This window comes from Natronolimnobius sp. AArcel1 (genome assembly GCF_011043775.1).
GTDB lineage: Archaea > Halobacteriota > Halobacteria > Halobacteriales > Natrialbaceae > Natronolimnobius.
Genome location: NZ_JAAKXY010000002.1, coordinates 802,984 through 829,900, shown reverse-complemented (window position 1 = coordinate 829,900; position 26,917 = coordinate 802,984). Strand labels below are relative to the sequence as shown.

The window sequence follows — 26,917 nt, the reverse complement described above, 5'->3', positions numbered from 1 at the left end:
AGAAGGGGGAGGGTCTCTTTGGCGGTGAATGTCGTATCAATACACACTCACACATAAATGGGTCCACGTTCGGCGACCCCGTCATAAACCGATCAGGCGTCACCGAACTACCATGGCTCACATCAGATCCCATCTTAACGGAAGACCGCAGGGGTGGAATCCTCATCTCCTTCGGACGTATTTGTAGTCCGTCTGGGGTACTTAACCCCTTCGGACCGTCCGTCCAAGTCGACCACACTGAGCGTTTCAGTGCGACCGAACACATCACATCCGAATACCCTTATACACTTAAGGGCATCGGATCGGCGAGCCGCCGGAAATCGCATCCGGGGAGCGCCGTTGCGTACTCCAAGAGACGCGCCTTGATTACTTAAGGGCACCGTCTTGGTGTCGCATCCGATCCCGTGTGGGCATGGATGTGCGTTCCTGCCTCCGTGCCGGAATACGGCCGGAGGGCGCGGCGTCGTGCGCCGCGTTGTTCGCATTCATACCGAGTGCCGGGTCTATATATAAGGCCGTCGGACTGTCGGGACTTCGGAACCCGATACCATGAGACAGTGTTTCATCGACAAGCTGCTGGAATCGAACGCTGTTGCTACGCTATGGGGCGTGGTTCACGAGAATATTGCGCAGGCGGAGGTCGGTTGGTCATTCCGTCCTTGCAGACACGGTCGCACCGAATGATACCTGCGCGTTCGCACTGGAATTGACACATACGCATGAAGGCTTCGGGTTGACGATTATAGCAACCCGCCGAATTAGAGCGAACACGTTCGGAACACGGTATCTGACGGCCGTCACAGGGCGGCCAGCATCGATGCGAATAAACGGCATGCGTTGTAAGAAACGAACGAATGGTCCGGGACCCGACCGCATCGGAGTCGGCACCATCGGCGAACGAAATCTGTGCCGCGCTCGACGATCCCGATTGCCGTGAGATTATTCGGAATCTCGAGGAACCGATGACGGCCTCTGAACTCGTCGATCAATGCGAGATCCCACAGTCCACACTGTATCGAAAACTCGAGTTACTGACTGAGGCGACCTTACTCGAGGAGTCGACGGAGATCAGACGGGATGGGCATCACGCGAGCAAGTACACGGTGGCGTTCGAGGAGATCACGCTCTCACTAGACGATAATCGCGATCTTGCGGTTGAAATCGACCGGCCGGCCCGGACGGCAGATGAGCGACTTGCAGAACTGTGGTCGGAGGTGCGAAAGGAGACATGAGTCCCCTCACAACACTCGGAGAACTGGAGGTAACGCTTGCGCTGGCGGTAGTCAAGACGCTTGTACTCGTCGTAGGTGGGGTAATTACCTACTTTGCATTCAAAGCCTACCGACGCACACGCCAGCGAGCGCTCGGGTATCTGGCACTTGGGTTTGGCTTGGTAACGCTTGGGTTCGTTCTGGCAGGAATGCTGTATGAGATTCTTAATGTCACGCTGGCGCTTGGCGTCTTACTCGAGAGCCTACTCGTACTGGCTGGCTTTCTGGTAATTGCCTACTCGTTGTACGTCCAGTAATTTGTTAGCGGTTCAACGTATGGATCGCGTGTCCGAGTGCGTTTTCGGCAGCCTCCATCACGGATTCGGAGAGCGTCGGATGGGCGTGAATCGTCGAGGCGACGTCCTCAAGCGTTGCGCCAAGTTCGATAGCGAGGCCCAGTTCAGCCACCAGTTCGGAGGCTTCGGGACCGGCGATGGATGCGCCGAGGACGTACTCCTCGTCCGCATCGGCGACGATTTTGACGAACCCATCGCTTTCGCCAGTCGTCAGTGCGCGACCGCTGGCCCGGAAGGGGAATTTCCCGACCAGTGGCTCGAAGCCGGCTTCCTCCGCCTCCGTTTCGGTCATCCCGACGGTTGCAATTTCGGGGTCGGTAAAGACGACTGCGGGCATCGCCTGGTGGTCGATCGCGGCAGGTTCGCCAGCGATGACCTCAGCGGCGACCTGACCCTCCGCGCTGCCTTTGTGTGCGAGCATCGGTTCGCCAGCCACGTCCCCGACCGCGAAAATGTGTTCAGCGCTCGTGCGTGCGCGCGAATCGGTCTCGATGAAGCCGCGGTCGTCCGTCTCGAGGCCAACGTTCTCGAGATCAAGTGTATCAGAGACGGGTTCTCGGCCGACTGCGACGAGCACCGTTTCGACATCGATCTCGAGGCGCTCGTCCTCAATAGCAGCCTCGCTCCCGCCATTCGCCGCTGCTCCATCGACCGGCTCGGCAACGATGCGGATGCCATCGCCGGGTTCGTACCACTCCGAGGCGGTGTGTTCGAAGTGAAAGTCGATGCCGAGGTCGTTCGCACGCTGTTTGACCGGGCGTTTGAGGTCGTCGTCGTAGCCCGGCAGGATCGAATCGAGCATCTCGATGACCGTCACATCAGTTCCCAGTTTCGCGAAGACGCTCGCCAGTTCCATCCCGATGTAGCCCGCGCCGACGACAGCCAGCGAGTCGGGCACTGACTCGAGTGAAAGAGCCTGTCTCGAGTTCAATACCGGCGAGTCATCAAACGAGAAGTCGGGGATCGAGATGGGCCTCGAGCCGGTTGCGATGATTGCGTGTTCGAACTCGATAGTCTCGGATCCCTGGCCCTCGCCGCCATGAGAGATGCGAGCGGTGTGCTCATCGACGAAGGTGGCGGTGCCCTCCATCAGATTGACCTGATTGGCTTTGCAGAGCTTTTCGACGCCGCTGGTGAGTTGATCGACTACGTCGTCTTTCCAGCCGACCATGCCGGAGAGGTCGATTGCGGGGTCGGCGTGGATACCCATCGCCTCGGCGTGGCGGGCCTCGTGGGCGATGTCGGTGGCCGTAATCATCGCCTTCGAGGGGATACAGCCGTGGTTCAGACAGGTGCCCCCGTAGGCTTCTTTCTCGACGAGCGTGACGTCTAACTCGAGTTGTCCGGCCCGGATCGCGGCGACGTAGCCCGCAGGTCCAGCGCCGATGATCAATACGTCCGTTCCGGTGGTAACGTCTCCGACGACCATTAGCTCGATCCTCCCTTCGAATTCGTAGCGACCGTGGTGACTGACTCCATGTGTTGGTAGTTCGGTGTAGGCTCACTCGAGCAATAGTAACTGTGGGTTCTCGAGGTACTCCATGACGGTGTTCGTAAATCGCGCGCCGATCGCGCCGTCAATGAGTCGGTGGTCGAACGACAGCGACAGCGTGAGCACGGAGCGCGGTTCAATCGACTCCGCGCCGTTCTTGTCGGTAACGACGCGCGGTTTGCGCTTGATTTCGCCAATCGCCAGAATACCTGACTCGGGGTAGTTTAAGATTGGCGTGGCGTACTCACCGCCGATGCCGCCGACGTTGGTGACTGTGAACGTCGAGCCCTGCAACTCATCGGGCGAAATCGTGCGCTCGCGAGCCTTCTGGACCAGTTCGTTCATCTCCGAGGAGAGTTGAAGCAGGCCCTTCTCGTCGGCGTTCTCGAGGACTGGCACCATCAACCCGGCGTCCGTCGCGGTGGCGATGCCGATGTTGTAGTAGTCGCGGTAGACGATTTCCTCGTGTTCGTCGTCGAGGACCGCGTTCATTTCGGGGTATTCCTTCAACGCCGCGACGACAGCCTTCATGATGAACGGCATGTAGGTCAGGCGAATGCCCTGCTCCTCGGCGCGCGGTTTGAGGTCCTCGCGAGCCGCGACCAGTTCGGTCACGTCCACTTCGTCGTGGTGGGTGACGTGGGGTGCGCTGTACTTCGATTCGACCATGGCTTCGGCGATGCGCTTGCGGACGCCGCCGAAAGGTTCGCGGCGCTCGCGCTCGCCAGGGTCGAACTCGGTGCCCTGCTGGCCGACCGGTTCGCCGGCCTCGAGCGCCTCGCGGTCCGCCGTTTGCGCCTGCTGCTGTGCCTCGGCGTACTCCACAACTGCCTCGGGCGTGACGAACGGCTCTCCGTCGCGTTCCTCCGTGGCAGGGACGGCGTTGATGTCGACTCCCTCCTCCTGTGCGAGTCGACGGGTTGCAGGCGCGGCAAGCGTTCGGTCGCGGTCGGCGGACTCGAGCGATGACGGCGTGTGTTTCGGTTCTGCACTCGCGGCTGCACCAGCCTCTGCGGAGTCGTCACCACCGTCACTCGAGTCAGCCCCTATCTCGCCCGAGCCACCAGCGGTATCTTCTGACGTGGGCTCTGTCTCTGTTCCACCGGAAACGGGGGGCTCACCGTGTGCGGCGGCTTCGATATCCGCAGCCGTAAGCCGACCACCGGGGCCGCTTCCCGCGACGCTCGAGAGGTCGACCCCTTCCTCGCGGGCTAATCGGCGTACTCGAGGCGGGGCGAAGACCCGGTCCTGTGGCGTGTCGATGGTCGTGGTTTCGCTGCCGGTTGCGCCTGCGTCTCCAGCGTCAGCAGCGGTGACTTCGTCATCGCCAGCAGCGGGTTCGCCATCATCGGTTTCCGTCTCACCAGCGTCGGCCGCATCAGCAGTACCTGAATCGGCTTCAGACGCGGGTGCCTCCTCACCCTCAACATCGAAGGAAATGATAACCGTCCCGACGGGGACGACCTCGCCTTCCTCGACGTGCAGGTCGCGAACGGAGCCGTTGACCGGCGCAGGAACCTCCACGAGTGCCTTGTCCGTCTCGACTTCTGCGACTGGCTGGTCTTCGCTCACCTCATCACCTGCATCGACGAGCCACGAGACTAACTCGCCCTCTGCAACGCCTTCGCCGACATCCGGGAGTTCGAACTCACGAACCATCTTAGAACCCCATCGCGTTGCGAATGCCCGTCTCGATGCGCGCTGCTTCAGGGAGGTAGTAGTCCTCGAGTGCGTACAGCGGGAACGGCGTATCGAAGCCGGTGATACGCTCAACCGGCGCTTCCTGATAGAGCAGGGCCTCCTCCTGCAGCGTTGCGGTGATCTCCGCGCCCAATCCGCTCGTCTTCGGCGCTTCGTGGACGACCGCGGCGCGCCCGGTCTTTTTGAACGAGTCGACAATCGTCTCCTCGTCCAGCGGGGAGAGTGTTCGCAGATCGATCACCTCTACGTCGATCTCGCCTGCGAGGTTTTCCGCGGCCTCGAGCGTCGGCCTCGTCATCGCACCCCACGTATAGACCGAAATGTCGCTGCCCTCGCGACGGACGGCGGCCTCGCCGAGTGGGACTTCGTACGATTCCGTCGGGACATCCTCGCGGAAGGCCCGATAGATGAGCTTCGGCTCTAAGAAAATGACCGGGTCGGGCGAGCGAATCGCGCTGGTGAGCAGCCCCTTCGTGTCGTACGGGGTCGAAGGCATCACGACTTTGAGTCCGGGCTGGTGGACGAACATCGCCTCACTCGACTCGGAGTGGTGTTCGGGCGCGCGGATGCCGCCGCCGTAAGGCGCGCGGACGACCAGTGGACAGGTGTATCGCCCGCGCGAGCGCGTTCGCAGGCGCGCGGCGTGAGAGACGATCTGATCGAATGCGGGGTAGATGAAACCCAGGAACTGCATTTCAGCGACCGGCCGGAGGCCGTAGGCAGCCATTCCGATTGCCGTCCCGACGATACCCGACTCCGCAAGTGGGGTGTCGATGACGCGGTTCTCGCCGAACTCATCGTACAGTCCCTCAGTCGCCCGAAAGACGCCGCCGTTCTTGCCCACGTCCTCGCCCATCACGAGCACGTCCTCGTCGCGGCTCATTTCGGTCTCGAGGCCGTCCTGAACGGCCTGCACGAGTGTGAGGCTCTCCGTCTCAGTCGATTCGCCGTCTGTCTCAGTGCGTGCGTCCGTCGCCATTGTTAGCCCTCCAAGAGTTTGTCGTCGCCATGCGTTTCGCGGATCGATTCGAAGTACTCGAGTTGCTGCTGGAGTCGCCGAGGCATCCCCTCGTAGACGTGTGCGAAGATTTCCTCGGGATCGGGTTGTGCGACCGATTCGGCGCTCTCGATGGCGTCGGCCACGTCCTCGCGGATGCGTTCTTCGATTGCGTCGACGCGTTCGTCGTCGAGCAGGCCGTTGTCCCGCAAGAACGTCTCGAGGCGCGGAATTGGGTCTTTGGCCTTCCAGCGGTCAACCTCGTCGTCGTCGCGATAGACCGACGGATCGTCGGCGGTCGTATGCGCGCCAAAGCGGTACTGGACGGCCTCGATGAGCGTCGGTCGCAGTTCGTCGTCTGTGGGATTCTTGGACTTCTCGACGGCATCTCGAGTGACGTTGTAGACGGCGAGTGGATCCATACCGTCGACCTGAACGCCCTCGAAGCCGTAGGCTTCGGCCTTTTGGGCTAACGTGGCGCTTGCGGTCTGGCGCTTGCGGGGCACCGAGATCGCCCACTGGTTATTGTTACAGAAGAAGACGTTCGGCGTGTCGAAGACGCCAGCGAAGTTCAGCCCCTCGTGGAAATCGCCCTCCGAGGTAGCTCCGTCGCCAAAGTAGCACATAAAGGTCTTCTCCTCGTCTTTCAGTTTCGAGGCCCAGGCCGCACCCGTTGCGTGGGGAATCTGGGTTGCAATCGGCACCGCGACGGTGAAGATGTTGGCGTCCTCGGGAATGTAGTTGCCCTGCTCGTGGCCCATCCAGTACAGGAGGGTGCGCTCGAGTGAGAGGCCACGAACCAGCCCAACGCCGTGTTCGCGGTAGCTTGGAAACACCCAGTCGCGGTCATCTAAGGCGTGGGCGCTCCCGATCTGGGCACCCTCCTGACCCGACAGCGGCGGATATGTGCCCATCCGTCCCTGTCGCTGCAGGCTCACCGCGCGCTCGTCGAAGTGACGAACCAACCGCATCTGCTCGTACATCTCGACGAACTCGTCGTCGGTGAGGTCGGGGACCCTGGCACCCTCGAGGACCTGCCCGTCCTCGTCGAGGACCTGTACTCGCTCTCGGGGGTCGCGCTGTATCGTACTCACGGGTGAACCCTCCTGAACATACGTTATTGATTGTATCGCACAGGATAAAGGGGTTTTCCCGATCTGCAGTATGACCGACGAGGCAGACTCTACATGAACGTAATGATTTCGGACATCAGTAGACAAACATGGACATAGATTCAACATTGCTCCGTGTTCGTTCGTGGAGAATGACGGAAAGACCAAGCACTCTCGCAGTTGGTGTGATGACCCTGTTCAGAGATTGTATGCCCACCAGAACACGCCACAACCGAACGCGATACTTGCGAGACCGAAGACGATGTCAGCCGTTCCTGACGATTCGACGGTCGATTGGACACCAGCGATCACGAAAACCGCAGTGAGTACGAATCCGAGACACAAAGCCACAATACGCAAAAGCGCGTTTTCGACGGCGTCTTGGACCGCTGTCTGAAACTCATCAGCATCCATCTCGAGAGAAACAGTCCCTGACTCAGCGTTTTCATCTACCATTGCTACACCACATTTCGGCCAAACTACAATAAAAATGGGATATCGAACGATGTGGTCCGACGTCACTCGGCGCGCGCCGCCGTCCGCGCCTCCGCGGCACTCTTGCCTTCGCGTAGGATGGCATCGACGAACAACTCGCCCGCTTTGTACGACGAGCGGACCATCGGCCCACTGGCACAGTACAGAAAGTCAAGTTCCTCCTCGGCCACCCGTCGCCACGTCTCGTACTTGTCCGGATGGTCGTACCGGCGAACCTCGAGGTGGCTTCTCGAGGGCTGGAGATACTGCCCGAGCGTGACGATGTCGACCCCGCGCTCGCGACAGTCCGCCAAGGTCTGGTAGACTTCGTGGTCGTACTCGCCGTGGCCGAGCATGATCGATGTCTTCGTGTGAATCTCGGACTCGCGCTCGACTTGCTCGAGCACGCCCAGGCTCTGCTCGTATCCCGCACGGCGGTCCCGAACGGGGAACTGCAGACGTTCGACGGTTTCGACGTTGTGCGCGATAACGTCTGGTTCGGCGTCGATGATCTTTCGGACGAGTCGCTCTTCGCCCTGGAAATCGGGGATCAGCACTTCGACGAGGATGCCCGGATGGCGGGCTTTGATCTCGCGGATCGTCTTAGCGAAGTGGCCTGCGCCTTGATCCGGCAGATCATCTCGATCGACCGACGTCAACACAACGTAATCCAGTCCGATTTCGGCGACCGCCTCGGCGACGTTTTCTGGCTCGTCCGGATCGAGTGGCTCCATCCCACCGGTTTCGACATCACAGAAGTTGCACGCTCGAGAGCACCGATCTCCCATGAGCATGAACGTCGCGGTGCCGCCTTCACTCTCTCCCGTACTAGCTCCGCCCGACCAACACTCACCGAGGTTCGGGCAGTTAGCTTCCTCACAGACAGTATGAAGATTCCGCTCGCGCAGCGTCTCACGAATGTCGGCGAACTCTCGGCCCGACGGTGGGCGCATCTTCAGCCACTCAGGCTTTCGAGCGCTGCTCATATGGGTAGTCTCGGACCGGAGGAGGAAAAACCGTTCCGTCACCGAACGGATTTTTCCCACACAGATGTGAAGCATTCACAACAGGTCAGGTAAATTTATAACTATCGGCCATAAGCTATGGATAGGAATGTTCGATCTCGAGCGCGACGAGATCACCAGCGGGTCGATTCCGCGGACCCTCGCGGTGCTTGCCGCGCCACTGTTCGTCCAGAACCTCGTGCAGGTCCTCCAGCAGGTCATCGACACCCTCTGGCTTGGCCGTCACAGCCTCGAGGCCGTCGCGGCTGTCGGGCTGATCTTCCCGATTGCTGGATTGCTCGCTGCCGTTGCAGTTGGCGTTAGTGTCGGAACGCAAGTGCTCGTCTCCCAGCGTGTCGGCGCGGACGAGTCGACGGCTGGTCGCCGAGCTGCGTTCAACGGCACGCTCGTCGGCCTGCTCGCAGGCGGCCTGACTGGCCTCGTCATCTTCTTCTTTGCCTACGAAATCGTCTCTATCTTCGGTGCGGATGAGACGGTAACCGATCTGGCCGCCTCGTATCTCGCCGTTTACGCCCTGTTGTTTTTCATCCTGACTGCGAGTGAGTCACTCGAGTCGGGCTTCATTGGATGGGGCGATACGCGGGCCGCGCTGTACATTAACGTCCTCGCAATCGCGGTGAACATCGTCCTCGATCCGTTCCTGATCTTCGGCTGGTGGGCGTTCCCCGAACTGGGCGTCGCAGGTGCGGCGCTTGCGACCGGGATCGGCTACGGCTTCGGGCTGGCGCTTGGCGTCGCCATGGCGGCGCACGGGCGCGATGGATTCGTCTTTACGCGCGAGAATTGTCGACTCTCACTCGAGGACTGGCGCGAAATCATCGACATCGGCTGGCCGACGGCGGGCCAACACGTCTCGAGTCAGTCGGCCCGCGTCGGGATGATCTGGCTGGTCACCTTCTTCGGCGGGACGGCAGGGCTGGCGGCGTTTACCATCGGCGCACGCGTGGCGACGATTGCGTTCGTGCCGGCGATTGGTCTCCAGCAGGCCGCACAGAGTATGATCGGCCAGAATCTCGGTGCAGAACTGCCAGAGCGAGCGCGCCGGACGACGTGGGTTGGCGTCGCCATCGCGAGCATTGGGCTCTCTCTTGTCGGTGCGGTCCAATGGTTCATCCCCGAAACGCTGTCGGTGGTGTTCGTCCCCGACGCGACGGCCGCAGAGGTCGCTCTCGCTGCAGACTACCTCCGGATTCTCGCCTACGGCTACTGGGCTATCGGCGCAACCTACCTCCTGCAGGCCGGGTTCAACGGTGCCCGGCGCACCCGGACGAGTCTCATCGCGACGCTGTTGCAGTACTGGATCATCCGCCTGCCGGTCGCCGCTGCAGCGGGATACCTCATGGAGCCAAGCGTTATCGGCGTCTTCTGGGGTGTGACGATTTCGAACATTGTCGCCGCGCTCGGACTGGGCTGGTACTACTGGCATGAGACTTCGAACGGCATGAACGCTCGAGCGGCCGAAACGGCGGCCACAGAGGCAGCAGACTGACGAGTCGCACTCGCTCGAGCGCAGAAACCACCCCCTACCACGGGTAGCTTTACAGTCGTGAACGGAATACCGCCTGCGTATGAGCGCTTCGACGCCGGACTGGCTGCATCTCACGGACGAGGAAGAAATCGTCTGGGAGAGCCGGCCACACCCGATTGCGATGGGGCCGCGGGTACCGCTCGCACTGGCGATTGTCCTCGTCGGCGTCGTCCTCGCTGGCTGGGGCGTCACCGACAGCGGCATTGCAATCGTCGCGTTGTTCGGCGTCGTCTTGATGATTGCCGGCCTCATCGTTGCCGGCATCCAGTACATCATCTGGACGAACACGCGCTACGTCATCACCTCCGACGAGTTGTACAAAAAGTACGGTATTATCTCGAGAGATGTGACCCAGTTTCGTCTCGACCGCGTCCAGAATACGAGCCTGCAGCAGTCAACCGTGGGCCGTGTGTTCGGCTACGGAAATTTGACGGTGTACACCGCCGGCTCCGGCGAACCCGAACTCACCTTCGAGCGAACGCCGAGACCGGAACGGGCCTCGAGCGTCCTCAACGAGTATCTCGGGAATGTTAGTGCGCCGAACGATCAGACAGTGTGACAGACTCCTCTCAATCAATAGTCCTTCGGCCATAGGCGATTGTATTCACCCCCTGTCACATTTGGCAGCAGACAGTCTGAGACAGATTGTAATTTTTAGCTGCTGAGATGGCCGTGATCGTCACTGACGGTTAGCATTATATATTTCTTAACTGAACAGATAGAACACAAAGCTCATATGTGAGTGTGGATTCTGCCAACGACACTATGGCATCACAGCCTGTGCTGTCGAGCGACCACGGTGAGACGAACCGGACGAGCGTCGCCGCGAGTGCCGGACTCGGGGTGGTAACTGCTGCGGTTGGCTACCTGCTCACGGCGCTTCTGATCGCAGGTGAAGTCAGCGATGGCGCTGGCGAGGAGGTCGCCGACTGGAAGGGCATCGCCTGGTACTACTACAACGGCCACATGGTCGATATCAGCGGCTCCGGATCGATCGGTGGATTCAGCAGCAGCGACACCGTTAATTTCCTCGCTGAGTCAAGTTCAACGAGTGCCACGCTCGTGTACGTCGTCCCGCCGATTGTCCTTCTCGCGACCGGGGCAGCCCTGGCGTACCACTTCGGGACGCGAGACATCGGGTCGGCCGTCCTGATCGGCGCACCGGTCACGATTGGCTACGCCGTCGTAATGGGGCTCGGTACCCTCGTCACGGAAGCAAGCGGCGAGTGGTCGGCGTTTGGCATCGATGCAACTGCCTCGATGGCTCCCGAAACGATGCCCGCAATCGTCCTTGCAGGCCTCCTCTACCCGCTCGTGTTCGCGACGGCCGGTGCCGTCCTGACTGCCGTGCTTCGATCCTAAGAACCGCCACTCGAGGGCGGCTGTGCCGACTCGAAGGAAACGCCTTTCACTGCTGACTCCCCGTGTTCGCCTGATGGAGGTCGCCGAGGTTCTCCCAGAGTTTGCCGACGCCTTTGCCTTTGAGGAGTTCAACCGAATGCAACGCGAGGCCGTGCCAGCCTTACTCGAGTCAGAGGATAACGTCGTCGCCAGCGCGCCGACGGCGGCGGGCAAGACCGCCCTCGCCGAACTCGCGATCTGTAAGGCGCTCGCGGATGGCGGAACCGCACTGTTTATCGCGCCCATGCGGGCGCTGACGAACGAAAAGGAAGACGACTGGGACCGGTTTGAAGACCTCGAGTACTCGGTGTACGTCGTCACGGGCGAGCGGGATCTGAACCCGCGACGCGCGCGACGCGCGGACATCCTCGTGATGACGCCCGAGAAACTCGACTCGGCGACCCGCAAACACGATTCGCGACGCTACGACTTCGTCACCGACGTCGACGTCTGCGTTATCGACGAAGTCCACTTACTTGATGCCGACCGACGAGGCTCGGTGCTCGAGGTGACGATTTCCCGACTGCGGCGGCTCTGTGAGCCACGCGTCGTGGCGCTGTCGGCGACGATGCCGAACATCGACGACGTGGCGGCGTGGCTCGACGCGCCCGCGGAGACGACCTTCGAGTTCGACGATGAGTATCGTCCGGTCGATCTGAACGCAGGCGTCAAGACCTACACGCACGGCGAGAACTCCTTTGCCGACAAGTATCGGCGTCTCTATCGCGCACTCGACCTCGCAGAACCCCACCTTCGGGAAGACGGCCAGTCGCTCGTGTTCGTCTCCTCGAGACAGGACACTGTCCGCGCGGCCGAGAAAGCCCGCGACGAGATCGCCGAACGCGACATTCCGATGGGCGCACGCGGCAACTACGATTTCCATACTGACTCGAAAGAACTCGAGAACGACACCCTTCGGAACTCCGTCCTCGACGGCGTCGCCTTCCACCATGCGGGGCTCTCGAAGAACGACCGCGACCTCGTCGAGGAGTGGTTCAAAGCGGGCATCGTCGAACTGCTCTTTTCAACCTCGACGCTGGCGTGGGGTGTCAACCTCCCCGCGCGCTGTGTCGTGATTCGAGACACGAAACTGCACGACCCACTCGAGGGCGAAGTCGATATGAGCCCGCTCGACGTGCTCCAGATGCTCGGGCGGGCAGGTCGGCCGGGCTACGACGATGTGGGCTACGGTTGGGTCGTCTGCGATACAGCGGAGGCGGATAAGTACCGCCGCCTGCTGCGCGACGGCAAGGAGATCGAATCCCGTCTCGCCGAAAGCCTCGAGACCCACCTGAACGCCGAAATCGCGATGGGGACCATCACCGACCTCGATGACGTGATGGACTGGCTCGAGACGACCTTTTACTACGTCCGCGGCCAATCCAAACCCGACAAATACGACTTTCCAAACCTCCGCGAGCGCGTCCGTGACTGCCTCGAGGATCTCGTTTCCCACGGCTTCGTCGAAACTGGCGAGGACCTCTCGATTGAGGCGACACAACGAGGCGTCCTTGCCTCGAAGTACTACCTGCGCCTCGAGACGGCGGCGACGTTCGCCAGCCTCTGTGACCGAGCGGACGACGGAACAACCCTCGAGACGGATGACATCCTCGAGGCGGTTGCGACCGCCGGCGAGTTCGATTCGGTCTCGGCCCGCCAGGACGAACGCGACGCCATCGACGCCGTCTTAGTCGGCCAGGAGTACGGCGACCTCGAGGCTGGCCAGCGGAAGGTCCTCGCCATCTTGCGCGGTGCAGCAAACGGGAGGACACCCACAGAGTTGACGAGCGACGCGTGGGTGATCCGCCAGAACGCAACGCGGCTACTCTCTGCACTGAGCGCGTTTCTCGACCGATTCGTCGGCCCGCACGCGGCGAACCTCTCGCGACGAATCGAAGCTCGCATCGAAAACGGCGTTTCGGCGGACGCTGTCGGGCTAACGGCCATCGACGGCGTCGGTGCCGGTCGCGCGAGCAAACTCGCGACAGAGGGGCTGGCGACGCCCGGCGACGTAGTCGACGCCGGTATCGCTGGCCTCGTCGACGCCGGTCTCTCGGAGGGCGTCGCCGAACGCGTCTACGAGGGCGCACAGTCCCTGCCGGCACTCGAGATCGACTGGGGGGCGTTCCCCGAGACCATCGCAACCGGCGACAACGACGTTTGTGAAGTAACCGTCCGAAACGTCGGCGAACCCGAACGCGCCGGTATCCGCGTCACCGTCAACGGCCGCGAGATGACGAGTACGAACACCTATCTTCGCGACACTGAAACCGTCCCCGTCGGCGTCTTCGGCGCAGACACGGACGAACTCGAGTATACGATTAGCGTTGCGTTCCCAGATGAATCGCTGGTGCCGGTCGAGCAACGCCGGACGGTCACAGTCCAGTCTGAGTAGGCTGACTTCGCTTCCGCGACTAGTGAAACTGGATCAAAACGACCCGAGAGGCCGGTACATCTTTACCCCCGACGAGACAGGTATTCTACATGCAAATCGACCGCTTTGGGGGAATACGGTCGTCGGGTAGTGACGTGTCGGCTACCGTTGGGTGGGGAACGGAACGCGGCATATCGCATCCGATGTCAGGGTGGGAGTACGCGGACGGGCCTCTTCTAACAATCGTGCGCGAGTTCAGCGGTCTCGAGACGACGGTTAGTATCGTGGACATTGGGCCGGCGGTCGCGCTGGCCATGGGTGGACTCCTCGTTCTCGGTGCCGGACTGGCGATTCTCCGCCGATCTCGATCCAACAGCAGATCAGATACTGAGCCTGCCTCCTCACGCAAACCCGATGACAATGCTCCGGAAATCGGGTCGAAAAACGGTGATGCGCCAGCGCAGAACGGGACCGTGGACCCGCAGGTCGCCTTCGAGGAACGGATCGGTGGCGGAACGCTCAATCGGCTCAAGCCGATCGTTCCAGACTCCGTCGAGGAGGCGCAAGCGTTCGACCCGGCTGCGGCTGCCGACCCGATGAGAGAGATCAATCGACTGGAGCAACGCTTACGCCGGGAACTCGAGGACGCTATCGGTGATGGAACGCTCGATCCAGGCGTTACCTCGAGGGATGGCAAACCGTACGAGATTGTAAATTTGCCGAGCCAGTATCGGGAGGTCTCGTTACCGCCGGCGAACGAGACGATTCACGTCGCGGATATCGAAACTGTCGCCGCCGACGTCCTCGAAGACGAACCCCACGTCCGAGACGCCGCGCGAACAATCGCGGCGCTGTTTGATCACTGCCGCGAGATTGAGTCATACGTTCGTCGGCAAGAAGACGCCTTTATTCAGCGCCGGCGCGACGTCGAAGGGACCCTCGAAGACGTTCGTGACCTGATCAACCGGTTCGACGGAGACCTCAAGGATCGGGTCGCCGAGTTTGTTCTGGAGGGGCGCCACGGAGAGGTCGACGGCGTCGTCGAAATCGAACGAGAACTCAATGATGCGACGCGGGCACTCCATCGGTGTACGTTCGACGAGGCGACGCGGACAGGAGAAGCAGCCGCCGAACGAAGCGACGAGTTGCTGATGACAGTGGACTTTCTGAGCGGTGTGGTTGGGACAATCGACCACGGCCGCGGTACAATCACCATCCCCGAGGACGTCGCGGTTGAATTCGTCGCCGACATCGCCCCGATCATCGAGCGCCAGTACGAACACGCCGTCACCCTCAAGCGCGAGCGTCGGGAGCTTGTCGTTGAGGATCCGGCCAACGAACGCGGTGACGAATTCGAGTTTGACGGCAGCGAGTTGTCCCATGGGCCCGAGGCAGCTGGCGTGGACACTCCACCAATCAGTTCTGATACAAATGTGGACGCACAGAGGGGTCCCGATGGACAGACACGAGTACCCGACGAAGAACCCGAATCTGGAGCGGCGCGAGCGCAAACACGGCGGGCGGAGGTACCGCCGGAGGCGGTCGCCGACGAAGTGTTGTTCATCCTGCGAGAACTTGACGGCGGCGGTCGCGCCAGCGTTGAGTGTCAGACTGAACGCCTTCCCGATGCCGTTGCGAAGCCAGCGGTTCTGGAGACGCTCGAGCGGTTCTGTCGCCGACAGACCGACATTGTCGCGACCGTCGAGTTACAGGCGGGTGCACCGCCCGGCTTTTTCGAACTCGAGTTCGACGACCGAACGAGCGCGAGCGCTGGTCTGGAGACCCTTCGCGAACGATTCACGGATAGGTACGGCAGGTAACTGCCTGATGCAAACTCAACGCGGTGCAACAATGCAGTGCAAAGACGGCGGGGTGGCGCCCGACACACCGATTGAGCACTCACCCCACACGTAATACTTTAGATAGTTCCGACAAACGAGTACGATATCCGAATGTATGACTTCCATCTGTAAAATTTGCATGAAACGAGCGAACGAGTGGAATCGAGAGACACTCCTCGAGCACGTTCGGGCGGCTCACGGAGACGAACCGGCGTCAGTCGAGCAAGTGTACCCCGAGTTACAAGAAGAGGTGTTCGCGGAGCCCGAGTCCGAGGCGGGAACAGGACCAAAAAGCAGTTCTAATGCGAGCGACCGGAACGGACCTGCTGGCGGCCATCTGAGGGAAGGGAACGGACTCGGTGACGGAGAAATCGGAACCCGTGGATCGACTGCGGTGCCGAGCGACGACCTGATGGATTCATCGTACGGGAAAAAGTGGTACCTCATCGGCGTCGGCGGCGCGGGGAATAACATCCTCGACGCGATCCTGTTGCGCCGAGATACCTTAGCGGAGAATAACGAACGGAGAGCACGCATCTGGAATGGCGGACTTGCCGGCTACGGTCCGCTAAACACAAACATCAGCGAACTCGAGCAGACCTACTATGCCCAAGAAGAAAAAGAGTACAGTCGACACGACCTCCTCTCGAACTGTATCATCGGGCAGGGAAAGCACGACTACGCGGGCGCCGGCTATCGCTGGGATATTGGCGAGCAACTTGTCGAGGCCGACTTCGCCGACGGAGGAGATCCCTTCCGGGAGCGGTGGGATCTCAAGCCGCAGGCGATTCAGGACTCACAGGCCGTCATGTTCGTCCATAGCGTCACAAAGGGCACGGGCTGTGGCTCGACGCCGGTGCTGGCTGAGAAACTCCGCGAGGAAGTGGTCGAAGAGGATTTCGTCGTTCCGAAACCGCTGTTTAGCAGCATCGTCATCCCCTCAGAGGGAACCGAGTACTCAGAGTTTGGTGGGCGGGCGAAAGTGAATGGGGTTGTGGGTTTAGCCCGGGCTTCCCGCTCCGTGGACGCGATAATCCCCTTCGATAATAATCGCTTGGAGAACGTCCAGGCAGACATCCGGCCACGAATCAACCGTCTCGAGGAGTACAATCCGCCCCAGTACCGCGAAATTAACAGGCCGCTCGTGGCGTTCCTCGAAGCGTTTACAATGTCGTCAGTGCCGCAGTTCCTCGACCGTGACGCGACGATGTCGATTATGGGCGACGTCTTTGACCCGGCAGACAGTTTCCGCCCGGTTCAGGACAAGTATCAGCGCGACCCCGACAGCGAGTTCACGCCGGCAGTAATCCTCGCGCCCGTCCTTGGTCGGTCGCGTGCGAGTTCGTTCGATGAGTCAAAACTTGAAATCCTCGTTCGAAACGCATTGTTCCAAAATAAGCTCGCAGAGTTTGATCCGACGACGGCTTGGGGTGGGACCTTCCTCGTCTACGGACCCGAAGACAAGATGGCAGCGGTCTCAGAGTACGTTTCCGATGGGACCCTCTCGAGTATCATCGCTGACGAAGAGTTCCTCGATGCGGGCACCGTAAGCGGTATCGAGTCAGTCGACATCCACGTCAAACAGCTCGTCACGCCCTACCTCGACGACGTATTCCTCTGGGGAACATTGTGGAACCCAGAGATGCCGTCACTCGACGAGATGTACGAACACGCCAGAACACTCAAACAAGAGGGGAACACACAGCAAGCAGAGAACGTGCGGGAGACGTGGGAGCATGTCGAAGCGCTGTTCTCCTGTTTGGGACGCGAGAACATGGGATAAGCTACTCCTCCGGTCGATTCGCTCCACGGTTGTCGGCGCAGGCATCAACGTCGGTCGATGCTGATCGGTCAGAAAAGGAAGTCTCATCCGACCTGTATTGTTCGACTATGGCAGCCAATGTGGCTCGAGATTGCTCGAGGGTCGACATCGATGTTGTTTTCGTGGCGCGTGCTGCGCGACGAGAGTGTCTGCCTGCGTTTCTGGTCGTTGTAGCTGCAACCCGCCTCGAGCGGTCGGCAGCTGATCGGGCTGCGTCGGTTTGTCGGAGTCGAAAGACGGCGTGCCACGACGAGAGCGTATGAAAGCCGACGACGATGGCCCCGATGAACGTCAGTGTAACGACGTTGAGGCTCCCGTCGATGAGCCACAGTCCAGGTGCTTCGAAAGTAATGCCGGCCGCATCGAGTACTGCTGCCACCGGTGCGACGATCCCGACGGTTCCTGAGCGGGCGATGCGCTCTTTAGTCAACAATACGCCTTTGCCGACCAGCAGCGTTCCAAAAACGGTTGCGCCAGCATGGCTGCTATGTGCGCTCGCAGTCTCGTCGGTAACGTGTCGAAGTGTCCGATCCATTGTGCCGCGAACGACCGCGCGAACTCCAAGAACAATGAGGCTGAGGAATCCGAATCCAAGTAATGAGACGAAGGCGGTCCGATCGTAGGTGATAGCGTTGGTTGAGACGAACCAGATCGATACTGCAAGGCCGAGCACGAAGATCGTTCCCGACCAGGCATAGGGTCGGTAGCCATCGATCCGTCGAACAATCATGACGACGGCGACGGCGCCTGCACCGATCGACAATGCCGGCGGAGCAACCGTCGCAAGCACCAGTGCGAGTGCGATCCCGGCGCTGCTGGCACGAAGTGAATCGATGACACTTCCCACCATACGATGACCCTCGGCGCAGAATTAGTAAAACTATTGGCTCAAAGCTGAACCGGGGCTGGCCTGATGACACAGCTGCCGTGCAATCACTGTGACTAGCATATATATTTGGTTCTATAGTACACATATCATATTCAGACACATAACTGGTTTCTACATAGGTTCTGGAACGGGTAGCAGGTCGGTGTACGACTCGACAGGAACGTACAGGGCGAGTAGCAGTAATCGTAACTGGTGATCGCCAATATCTGAAAAGGGAACCGCTACCCGCCCAATTCCGGACGGAACAAAACAAGGAACGAGAGCAAAGGCGGTAGGCAAACCGTTCTTTCAACGGTTCGGAAAGCGAATCCACACACAAATTTTTAACAGATGGTTAGTAATTGGCGGTTGGGATGACTAATGAGCGAGTCTACAAATAAGGGAGGCGAGGGGACCGGGAAGTTGCTGAAAGCAATCCTTGCGGGAGTGATTGTGACCAAAATAGTCTACTTCATCCCGGTTGTACAAATCGGTGCACCGCTCCTCGGCGGGGCGACGACAGCCTATATTATCAACCGAGGACCGCTCGGCGGACTGAAGTCCGGTTTTCTTAAGGGACTGGCGATGACGTTTCCCGCCATTATACTTGGCGTGTTCTTCGCGGGCATGGTAGCCGACGTGCCGTTCCTGGGAGATCTGCTTGCAGGAAGTCTCATCGTTCTCGTCGGGATAATCGTGATACACTCCGTTACGCTGGGAATGATCGGCGGACTCGTCAGCGGCTGGATCGCACAGAAAGTCCGAACAACGCCCGTACCGACCGACCAAACAGTGAAAAAAACCGCAGAGGCGGCTAACACTGTCGATAACGTGAAAGACACATACTCGGAACACCGAAATGCCAAGTCTGACGTCGACGACACCACTGAGAGAACATCGGCTGCGGCGAACGATGCCGATTCGGACGACGTGACCGAAGAGACGCGATCGAAACCAAACGCCTCCATACCGTCGACGTCTAAAGGAAGGCCGACATCCGCGGACAGAGAGCAAGACCGGACACCAACGCATGGCGAACGTAGCGGATCGGCCCCTTGGTCGAACGGCCAACCTTGTTCCGCTTGTGGGGAAACTGTCTCGACCAATGCAAGTTTCTGTCCCGCGTGTGGCGTCGAATCACCGCTCGAGTCAACAGCTGAGAAATCCCATTCAAACGCCGAGTCGAACTCGAGCCTGCGGACCGCAGGGACCAACGCTCAAGGGCCACAGCGCAAGCAGGGACACGAGGACGATGAGAGTGGCGACGACACCGAACCGAGTGTGGCGGCAACTGCTGCGGAGACGGTTGCCGAGCACGAACGGCCCGAGTCGGCCGTTGCAAGCCAACTTTGTCGGACCCTCTCTGATTCCGACGCGTCAAGCGACCGCGTCGAGACCGTTTTGAGTGATGCGGTCGCGGTCATCGACTCGGCTGTCGCAGTGATCGACGCAGTCGATGCAATCGATGATCCGTCTTCGAGTCGAGAACTCGAGTCCGCCCGTCGACGGCTAACCGGGACGAACGGCGATCTGGCTACCGCGTTAGTGCCGGTTTTCGAGCGAGGGCGCGAGCGCGAGGAAACGCTCGAGACCGTTGAACGGAAACGAGAGCAACTTCGGGAGGCGGCCAAAAAGCTTTGTCAAGAAGCCGAACAGGCGGACGATCTGACGATTCGCTCGACCGACATTGAGTCTCGAACCGCCGAACTGGCAAGGGCACTCGAACGGAACGAAATCGTGTTTGCGGCGTCGGGAGCGGACGAATCGGTGACCGAGACCATTGCTGAATTCGAGCGGTCAGCGCGCCCGCAGAGCGCGCAGTCCCGCGAGTTGCTCGAGGTTCTTGGTGGTGGGCACAGCAACGAATTGACGGACGTGTTGCGCGCAACGATTGACTCACTCGATGAGTTCGCTGACTTACAAGCGGCAATCGCAGACATTGGCGAGCGCGACGTTCGCCGGCGACTCGACTCCCTCGATGGAGAACTCCAGCGTGAGGAGGGAGCTGTGTATCGCCATCTCGCTGACCGCGTCCGGGAACTCGAGGCAATGGTCGATCGAAACGAGATCGACGACGTACAGCTGTACGCGATCTATCAGGAGAGTACATTCTATGATCGAACGCTACTCCCACGACTGTCCAGGGCCAGACCCAGTGATGGTTCGGTCGATTTCGACCGACTCACGACGGCTGTCGACCGGCGGATCGAAACGATAGAAGACGAGTACATCACCGTTCGGGCAGATCACAACCACACGATACCAAAGCACTTCCTCTCGTTGGCTGCGGAACTGCGCAACGAAGCGGCCGCGCTCGAGGGACGACAGCCAGAACAGGCAGCCGGAGTCCTTTCTGCGTCCGAGGAACTCCTTGACTATATTGAGCAACTCTACGAGCGAAACGAGTACAGCGTGATGCTTCGTCGGCTACGCGGGTAGTCGGCTTGATTACGCGGGTGGCGAGTCCCTGTCTCAGTTGGCAGTTCCAATCATCTTCTAGTATAGTAGTGACAGCGGCCAAATAATCACTTCAGGCAATATGGTTGGAGTATTTTCCATATTTCTGAGATATAGATGTTTGACCTATAGCGTACAAATAACCAAATATGACCTGGATAAAACGAAATATCGTATTCAGCCAGTATTTTTATTACTGACTACTCGAGTACTAACTACTGTCGAGAAATGTACCGTTTAGTAACTATTTCTTCACTCGAAATAAACAACCGGTTGATACGAAAATGACGTACCTGTTTGTTGGGGCGGGACAGGCCGGGGGAGCGATCGTCGACTCAATTTTTGATTACACCGACGACTCGATGTTAGGGCTATTCGAGTCAACCGACATTTCGACGCTCGGTCGTCCAATGGTCTTCAATTCGACGATGCGAGACTTACAGAACCTGTCGAATGTTCCCGCCGGAGATCAGTACGGTGTCGCAGAACAGCACGGCCTGGTTCAGGGGACCGAACCGGGCTTCGAAGAGATGGTCACGGGAGGATTCGGGCGCAATCCGGTGGAAGCTGACGAGGTGATGAGCGAGCATGCGTCTGAACTCCAGACGATTTTCGGGGAGCGTTTCGACGACGGGTACGACAGAGCAGACGATTCCGAAGGGGCAGAAGACGTCCAAACCGACCCTAGTCGATCCAACACGATTCAGTTTGCGTTTCTCTTTCTCGGACTAGGCGGGGGAACTGGATGCGGGATCGGTCCGCATCTGGCCCGAGAGATCAAATCGTTTACTGACGGGCAAACAAAAGTCGTCGCGGTCGCCGTCCTGCCAAACACGAGAGGAGGAGCTAGTTCAGACGACGACGGCCCGAGCGCTGGTCGACAAGCGTGGAACGCACGGTACGGGCTCGAGCGCCTCGAGGAGGAGGTTGACGGGATAATTCTGATGGATAATCAGCGGATTTCGTACCTCGCCTCTGCGGGCGGAGAGTTCGGTGAGTACAACGAGTACGTTGCGACGGCGATCCACGACATGGTTGCGGGGCCGATGTTGAGCAGCGTCGACGCAAGTGAGGTTGACGGCATCGACACGCCGGACATTGACGTTCGTGACATCGTGACGTCGCTCTCGTTCGGCGTCGGCACCGAGGAGTCGACGCCGGGTTACGGCGCAATCGGTCGTTCGGTAACGATGACGCGGTCGCTTTCGGGCTACCTGTTACCGTTCGTCGGAAAGCGAAACATCGACAGCGCTGCACTCTCGCGGCTGTCGGCGTCGAAACAGACGCTCGCAAACGCCGATGTTGAGGACGCACAGAAAGCCATCGCACTGATCCGAGCGCCGAGTGCGACCCTCGGCGGCGGCTCACACAGCGTCGAGACAGGGACCGTTAAGGAGTTCCTTGAGCGCAGTTGCGGGCTGAATGAGGTGAACTTGGGAGTTGCACTTAGTGACCGGAATCTGGCATCGGTGACGACGTTGTTGACTTATCGCCGAGAAGATATCGACCGACTCAAGGAGATCGAGGCGGCGGCCGACGCCTACGAGCGGGAGACGGAGGAGTTACTGGCATGAGGTGGGGTGGGACACGACGGGCAACGTTCGGAGCGAGTGTGCTTGCCGTCTTTTGGTTCGGTTTCGTTGCTGTCGCCGGAGCGAGCGACTCAGCGGGCGAATTGTCGATACAAGACGATATCACTGCGACGGAGACCGCGGCGTTGACCCACGAGTTCGCTGACCAGGCGTTGCTCGTCGTGGGCGGGGGCCTTCTGCTGGGGCTTGGAGTCGGAATAGTCGTCGCAAGCGGCGTGACCTACTGGTACAAAAACAAGGAAATTGGGGGACGATTGGGATGAACGAGACCAGCAATGACGGACGAATCGTCGTTGCCGTGGCGTTGTTCGCGATTGGGCTGGTAGCGGTCGCCGTCGCTGCGACGGGTTCCGTTGCGGCCGTCGAGGACCACTGTGAAGATGTCGACGAACCAGCCGTCGTTGGCGTCGTCGCAGACGAGACCTACAAACCTGACGAAAACCTGGAGCTTCACGTCAACTCGACGGTTGAAGTAGTGTTCTGCGACGCGGACGACGAACCCGAAGATGAGTGGCTCAACGAAAGTGAGCTCGAGGGCCTTGAGGTGACCGAGAGACCGACCGAGAGTGATGAGCACTACGAGTTCGTCGTTGTCGGTATCACCGACGAGATTGTCTTCGAGGACGCCGTCACGGTCCCTGAGTACGAAGAGACGCCCGAGGCGATCACGGTGACGGTCGCCACGAGCGAGTATGCGACTGACGAAGCGTTCGCAGGTGTGGACTGGATCGCCGGAACTGGATCGGAGTACGAACTCCACGAAGAGAACTACCTCGGGGCTAGCGAGGATCTCACGGCGAGCATTGAGGAACTGAACGAAACGACCGCGAGCGACGACGGACTCGACCTCGAGGCGGGAGCAAAGACGCTCGAAAAGCTCGAGGACCGACACGAGGCTATGACGACGAACGAAACCAAAATTGTCGACTATTTGAACGCGGAAGCGGCGGCGGGGAACACGACAGGAACGTTCAGTGCGATCGACGTGATCGAAACAGAGCAAGCGGACCGAACTGCGGCGCTCGAGGATGCAACCAGCGAGTACCGTGACGCGGTTGCGAACGAACGAACCGAGCCGCAATCGACAGTTCAGTTCTCGCTGTTCGGATCGCTGATCGGTGGACTGCTTGTCGGTGCGGTTGCCGGGGCGGCGATACCGCTTGTGGCAGCACGGCGTGTCGAGGAGAAAATGAAACTGAGTCGGAACGTAAACTACGATCGAAAGACGGCGCTGTTGCCGATGCTGGTCGGGACCGCACTCGTGATTGCAGGACTGGTCGTCTTGACCGTTCTGCTCGGTGATGGCCTCGACTTGTTCAGGGTGATTCGATGAGCGGGAACGCAAAGACGGCTGCAGGAGTCGGCGCGCTCGTCGTCGTCGCGGCAGCGATTGGAGCTGGCGTCTTCGTCTGGTCCGGTTCGCAGGCCGCGACTTGGTTCGTCCTCGTCGGCATCCCACTAATCGTCGTTACAGGAATTACGCTGTACGTTCGCGGCGTCGTTGCCCGTAGCGGCACGAGCGAACAGCAATTCGTCCGCACGCGCGCCCGGTCGATTGCAGAAGAGTTTCAGGCGTGCATCAGACAGATAAACGATCTCGAGAACGACTATCCAGAGTGGAATGCCGGCGTCGACGCGCAGCTTGAATCGATCGCGGGCGACTTCCGCACGGAAGGCGTTACGTTCGATCTCGAGACGGGCGCGTTCGACCTCGGAAAGGGAGTCAAAAGCGCTGATCTTCAGGAATTTGAGCGGCTTTCGACCGAGATCGAAACGATCGAGCAGGACGTCGAATCGTCGTTCCGGGAGTTTGGCGCACAAGAACAAGACCGCATCGAGGACGCTATCGATCGCCTCGCGGATGTCGGTCTCATCGACGGAGCCGGTGGCTCCTACCCCGAACTCGAACCAGACAAGAGTGCAACGATACCAGAGTGTCGAGACGCAATCGACGCGCTTCGAGTGGAGGCAGTCGAGATCGTCAGGACGGCGATCGGAACCGTCCGCGAGATGGGACGAGGCGGAACGCGACCTGACGATGGCAACGCTATCGAGCAGGAGCTAAAAGAGGCCGAGGCGGCCCTCGAACGCACCGACTTTGGAACGGCCGTCGAGCGGATCCTCGAGGCCCGTGACCGACTTCGTGATCAATTCTCCGGCTCGTTCGAAAGCGAACGCGACGCAATGCGCGGGTTAGTCGAGACGGTTAAAGACGCTGAAGTCGAGGCGTACGTCAACGCCGAGTACGTCGACGATATCGATCGGATCGATTCGACCATCGAGGAACTCGACTCGGCGCTGGATCTGTCCGAATTGAGTCGTCCACGATCGGAACTGCGTCGGACGTGTATCGACATGATTGCGGCGATGGAACGCGACCTCGCAGACGACGTGGAGACGTTGCGGAATGCAGAACTTCCCTCCGGCTACTACTCCGAGCCAGAGATCGTTGACGAACGACACGTCGACGAACTGCAGGATGCCGACGATCTCGAGGGGCTCGCTGAACGGTGGGGAGAGATTGCAGACCGATTGAGTACGGCCCTTGAGACGGCGAGCACAAAGGCGGCGGTCGTCGACGCCTACGGTGATGTCGCTGACACGATTCAAACAACACTCGAACAGGAGGGTGAGGTGGTCGGCGACGATCTGCCGATGCGTCACGCCGATCAGTTCCTCGGGCTCTACTTCCGTCGAAACGACGGTGTCGAGTTCGATCCTGCGGTGCCCGTGCTCAGACGTGGCGACGTCGAGACCTATGACCTCGATATTGCGGTGACCTACGAGAAAGGCGGCGATGTCCGAACGGCGACGCTCGAGTTGACGGATGGCTACGCGGCGAGCGAAACTGTCAAAACCCGGATTGCCGGGAAGGCGACGTTTGTCGACGTTCCCGAAGGGACTCATACGCTCTTGGCAGATCCGGGTGACGAAGCGTTCGCACCCATCGAGCGAGCGGTACGCGTCAACGAGGATCGCGAAATCACCGTGGAGTTCGCCGAACGAGATCTTCGCGATCAACTCTGCGAGGGTGTCGAGACTGACATGGTGGCTGTCCTAGGGGATATGCGCCCACACCTCAAGGAACTGTTCGACGACGAGGGGTACGTCTCGACCAAGATGGACCTCCCCGTTCGAGACTCCCACGCCCCGTGTTTGCTCGCAGTCTGGAGCGAGCAAACGAGCTATGCGGTGTGTCAGGATGGCGACGAAATCGTCGTCTACGACAGGGCAGAACTCGAGCGGGAGCTGACCAACGTCCTGCGGTACAACCTGGAGTCGGGCGACCGGCTGACGTACGACGACCTCGAGCGGAACTTCCTGTCTGCACCGGTTCCGAGGCCGGTAATACGGGACGTTGTCCGCGAGATCAACGGTGATGGAGAGTACAGCGTGACGACAAGCGAAACAGCGATTGAATCACAATAATATGGCACAGATAGATACGTTTACGAGATGGAGCGTCATTGCGTCGGGAGAGGGAGGCGGCCGAATCGCCTCGCAGTTTTTCAACCGTAGCGAGAATCCGGGGATCGATGACCGCATTCTGGTAATGAATACGAACCGGGCTGACCTCCGGAATACAATCGACCGAATGCGGGGCGAGATGGCGTCTGATCAAGGCGAAGAGGAGATGATGCAGTCACACGCACTGGAGTTCGGGACTCAGCAGGGGGCCGGCAACTTCTTCCCGAATGGGGAGGCCTGTGCTCGAGAGGACCTGGATCGCATCGTCAGGCGAATTAGTGACTTCAATGGAGCTGATGCGTTCATGCACGTTGCGACGCTTGGAGGAGGCACCGGAAACGGGTCGATTCCGTACGCTGTTGATCAGTTCAAAAACGGCCTCGCCGACTTGGATGACGACGGAGCGTCAGAAGACTGGATGGACAGCGTGATCCACACAGCATTCGGCGTCTGGCCGTATTACACTGAGCCGCCACAACGACACTTCAACGCTGTCTCCGGGCTTTCGCGGTTGCTCCGGAACGCTGACGGAAACCAGAACGCCGACATGGTTCTGCTCGCAGCGAACTCCCACCTCGATGACGAGGGTCGTGGGAGTGGGCGTCACTACGACTCGATCAACGACGCGATCATCACCGCGGTTGACCTGATGATCGGAGCCGGACGCGAGACCCACAGCGTGATCGATATCAAAGATTACGTCACGATTCCGTCCCAGATGGACGCCTACCACTTCACGCCTGCCGTCGCGACGGACCTCAACGGCGATGTCTACGAACTCAAGTACATGCTTGATCAGGCCGCAGAGAACACGTACGTTCCGATGGATGTCGCCACCACGCAGGCGGCATACGCTATCGTCCGCGCACCTGAAAGCATGATCGACAACGAGGAGATTACCGAGCCGGACGTTTACAGTGCCTTTCAGGACTGGACAGACAAACACGGCATCAACGTTGCCGGCCAAGCCAGTCTGACGCCTAAACGCGGACGAGGCAGCGACGTCGACGTCCTACTGTTGCTGGGCGGGTTTGACTTAAATCCGCTACTCGAGCACTCTCGAGACGAGTTTGAGATGCTCGGCGACAGCCTCGCTGGCCAGGGGGGAAGCGGGGGTGGGGGCGACCTCACACGCACGGAACTCGATCGTATTGTCGAGAACCTCGAATCGTACGTCGAACGGAACGCGGAGTGACGG

At 59.8% G+C, this 26,917-nt stretch carries 21 protein-coding genes; 14 read left to right on the top strand and 7 right to left on the bottom strand.

Features of this window, described 5'->3' with window-relative positions:
- The first annotated feature begins 854 nt into the window (after positions 1-854).
- Positions 855-1,232: a helix-turn-helix domain-containing protein gene (locus G6M89_RS08160; protein WP_165161288.1), complete on the top strand. Its 378-nt coding sequence runs from the start codon at positions 855-857 to the stop codon at positions 1,230-1,232.
- On the top strand, positions 1,229-1,528 hold the full coding sequence (locus tag G6M89_RS08155) for a hypothetical protein (protein ID WP_165161287.1): 300 nt from the start codon (positions 1,229-1,231) through the stop codon (positions 1,526-1,528). Before G6M89_RS08160 ends, G6M89_RS08155 begins: the two co-directional genes overlap by 4 nt.
- A 4-nt stretch (positions 1,529-1,532) precedes the next feature.
- Here G6M89_RS08155 and lpdA read toward each other — a convergent pair whose 3' ends face one another.
- The 6 genes from lpdA to lipA form a co-directional block, all read right to left on the bottom strand.
- Positions 1,533-2,996 carry a dihydrolipoyl dehydrogenase gene (lpdA, locus tag G6M89_RS08150; protein ID WP_165161286.1) on the bottom strand — a complete coding sequence of 488 codons (1,464 nt, stop codon included), beginning with the start codon at positions 2,994-2,996 and terminating at the stop codon, positions 1,533-1,535.
- Between the two features lie 72 nt (positions 2,997-3,068).
- Positions 3,069-4,718 carry a 2-oxo acid dehydrogenase subunit E2 gene (locus G6M89_RS08145; protein ID WP_165161285.1) on the bottom strand — a complete coding sequence of 550 codons (1,650 nt, stop codon included), beginning with the start codon at positions 4,716-4,718 and terminating at the stop codon, positions 3,069-3,071.
- 1 nt (position 4,719) lies between these two features.
- Positions 4,720-5,739: an alpha-ketoacid dehydrogenase subunit beta gene (locus G6M89_RS08140; RefSeq protein ID WP_165161284.1), complete on the bottom strand. Its 1,020-nt coding sequence runs from the start codon at positions 5,737-5,739 to the stop codon at positions 4,720-4,722.
- 2 nt (positions 5,740-5,741) lie between these two features.
- Entirely contained in the window at positions 5,742-6,851 is a 1,110-nt protein-coding gene (pdhA, locus tag G6M89_RS08135) for a pyruvate dehydrogenase (acetyl-transferring) E1 component subunit alpha (protein WP_165161283.1), read from the bottom strand.
- 216 nt (positions 6,852-7,067) lie between these two features.
- Entirely contained in the window at positions 7,068-7,325 is a 258-nt protein-coding gene (locus tag G6M89_RS08130) for a hypothetical protein (protein ID WP_165161282.1), read from the bottom strand.
- Between the two features lie 62 nt (positions 7,326-7,387).
- The gene (gene lipA, locus G6M89_RS08125) at positions 7,388-8,404 is read right to left on the bottom strand and encodes a lipoyl synthase (protein WP_255488162.1); all 1,017 of its coding nucleotides are present in this window, start codon (positions 8,402-8,404) and stop codon (positions 7,388-7,390) included.
- A gap of 52 nt (positions 8,405-8,456) precedes the next feature.
- On the opposite strand from lipA, the gene G6M89_RS08120 reads away from it, so the two are divergent.
- From G6M89_RS08120 to G6M89_RS08095, 6 genes are all read left to right on the top strand, one after another.
- Positions 8,457-9,857, top strand: a complete 1,401-nt coding sequence (locus tag G6M89_RS08120; RefSeq protein ID WP_165161280.1) for an MATE family efflux transporter — start codon at positions 8,457-8,459, stop codon at positions 9,855-9,857.
- Between the two features lie 79 nt (positions 9,858-9,936).
- Positions 9,937-10,455 carry a PH domain-containing protein gene (locus G6M89_RS08115; protein WP_165161279.1) on the top strand — a complete coding sequence of 173 codons (519 nt, stop codon included), beginning with the start codon at positions 9,937-9,939 and terminating at the stop codon, positions 10,453-10,455.
- Positions 10,456-10,661: 206 nt separating this feature from the next.
- Positions 10,662-11,258 (top strand): hypothetical protein, encoded by a 597-nt coding sequence (locus tag G6M89_RS08110; RefSeq protein ID WP_165161278.1) that lies wholly within the window; start codon positions 10,662-10,664, stop codon positions 11,256-11,258.
- 73 nt (positions 11,259-11,331) lie between these two features.
- Positions 11,332-13,692 (top strand): DEAD/DEAH box helicase, encoded by a 2,361-nt coding sequence (locus G6M89_RS08105; protein ID WP_165161277.1) that lies wholly within the window; start codon positions 11,332-11,334, stop codon positions 13,690-13,692.
- 89 nt (positions 13,693-13,781) lie between these two features.
- Positions 13,782-15,491 carry a hypothetical protein gene (locus G6M89_RS08100; protein WP_165161276.1) on the top strand — a complete coding sequence of 570 codons (1,710 nt, stop codon included), beginning with the start codon at positions 13,782-13,784 and terminating at the stop codon, positions 15,489-15,491.
- 136 nt (positions 15,492-15,627) lie between these two features.
- Positions 15,628-17,295 (top strand): cell division protein FtsZ, encoded by a 1,668-nt coding sequence (locus tag G6M89_RS08095; protein WP_165161275.1) that lies wholly within the window; start codon positions 15,628-15,630, stop codon positions 17,293-17,295.
- 1 nt (position 17,296) lies between these two features.
- Here the strand turns inward: G6M89_RS08095 and G6M89_RS08090 are convergent, their stop codons facing one another.
- Positions 17,297-18,184: a hypothetical protein gene (locus tag G6M89_RS08090; protein ID WP_165161274.1), complete on the bottom strand. Its 888-nt coding sequence runs from the start codon at positions 18,182-18,184 to the stop codon at positions 17,297-17,299.
- Positions 18,185-18,583: 399 nt separating this feature from the next.
- Between G6M89_RS08090 and G6M89_RS08085 the strand changes: the two genes are divergently transcribed.
- From G6M89_RS08085 to G6M89_RS08060, 6 genes are all read left to right on the top strand, one after another.
- Positions 18,584-20,641, top strand: a complete 2,058-nt coding sequence (locus G6M89_RS08085) for a DUF5518 domain-containing protein (RefSeq protein WP_165161273.1) — start codon at positions 18,584-18,586, stop codon at positions 20,639-20,641.
- A 302-nt stretch (positions 20,642-20,943) separates the two neighbouring features.
- On the top strand, positions 20,944-22,233 hold the full coding sequence (locus G6M89_RS08080) for a cell division protein FtsZ (RefSeq protein WP_165161272.1): 1,290 nt from the start codon (positions 20,944-20,946) through the stop codon (positions 22,231-22,233).
- A complete protein-coding gene (locus G6M89_RS08075) occupies positions 22,230-22,514 on the top strand; it encodes a hypothetical protein (RefSeq protein ID WP_206335500.1) in 285 nt (94 codons plus the stop codon). The genes G6M89_RS08080 and G6M89_RS08075 overlap by 4 nt, the downstream gene beginning before the upstream one ends.
- Complete coding sequence (locus G6M89_RS08070) at positions 22,511-23,584, top strand: hypothetical protein (protein WP_165161271.1); 1,074 nt, start codon at positions 22,511-22,513, stop codon at positions 23,582-23,584. The genes G6M89_RS08075 and G6M89_RS08070 overlap by 4 nt, the downstream gene beginning before the upstream one ends.
- Positions 23,581-25,680, top strand: a complete 2,100-nt coding sequence (locus G6M89_RS08065; protein WP_165161270.1) for a hypothetical protein — start codon at positions 23,581-23,583, stop codon at positions 25,678-25,680. Before G6M89_RS08070 ends, G6M89_RS08065 begins: the two co-directional genes overlap by 4 nt.
- Position 25,681: 1 nt before the next feature.
- Positions 25,682-26,914: a hypothetical protein gene (locus tag G6M89_RS08060; RefSeq protein ID WP_165161269.1), complete on the top strand. Its 1,233-nt coding sequence runs from the start codon at positions 25,682-25,684 to the stop codon at positions 26,912-26,914.
- Positions 26,915-26,917: the final 3 nt, after the last annotated feature.